1 protein-coding gene is annotated in these 1029 nt (G+C 68.9%); it reads left to right on the top strand.

Translation table 11 applies throughout. The features are described from left to right. The coding region (locus FDZ70_11380; protein ID TLM64754.1) for a cell wall-binding repeat-containing protein at window positions 1–985 on the top strand (985 nt) is incomplete at its 5' end. Window positions 986–1029: the final 44 nt, after the last annotated feature.

Here is a 1029-nt window from a genome sequence, read left to right as displayed (position 1 = left end):
GTCCATGCCCGCGACCGTGGCGATCACCGTCTCGCCGGTGTACGGCAATGGGATAGCCGGCGCCGACCGCTACGCCACCAGCATCGCCATGTCGCAAGAAGCGTTCCCCGAAGGTTCGGACTCGGTGATCGTCGCCACGGGGAAGAACTTTCCCGACGCTCTGGCGGCATCGGGCCTCGCGGGCGCGTGCGACGCCCCGATCCTGCTGATTCCGCCGACCGGGATGTCGCCGGGGTTGGGGGCCGAGATCGCGCGTTTGGGCGCGACGAAGGCGTACATCGTGGGAGGGACCGGAGCGGTCTCGGCGCAGGTGTACGAGTCCGTGCGCACCTCGCTCGGCGGATCGCAGGAGGCCACCAGGCTCGCAGGCGCGAACCGCTACGCCACGGCGGATGCGGTGGCGCGGGAGGCCATCGAGATCCTCAAGCGCGACGGCGGGCACGAATGGAGCGGCCGAGCGTTCCTGGCGACGGGCAGGAACTACCCGGACGCTCTGGTGGCCGGGCCGGTCACCCATGCCACCGGCCGCGTCCTGCTGCTCACCGACACGGAGCTGTCTGCCGGGACCGCGGCGCTGCTGTCCGATGCCGAAGTAGGCGTCACGACCGTGACGGTCTTGGGAGCGGTCTCGGTCGGTGCGCAGACGGCTGCCGAGGCCTGTACGGATGTCGACATGTGGATAGTCGGCGATGATCGCTACGGCACGTGCTGCGTGTTCGCGGACCAGTACGGGGGGCCGGAGATCGCCTCATGGGACCGTCTTGGGATCGCGACGGGCTGGAACTACCCGGACGCGCTTGCCGCGGCGCCGCTCCTCGGTCGAGCAGGCTCGCTGCTGCTGATCACGCCGTCGACCTATCTGAACGGCCAGATCGAGGGTGTGCTCACGACGCAGAGGGACCACATCTCGGATGTCTACTTCCTCGGTGGACCAAGTGCGCTGTCGCCTGCGGTGCGGGACGCGGTGGGAGTCGCGCTCGAGTAGCGTCGCGACCCGTCGCTCACGCTATGTCATCATCACCACTAGGG

This window comes from Actinomycetota bacterium, from assembly GCA_005774595.1.
Taxonomy (GTDB): Bacteria; Actinomycetota; Coriobacteriia; order Anaerosomatales; family D1FN1-002; genus D1FN1-002.
This window is presented reverse-complemented; position numbering and strand designations above follow the sequence as displayed.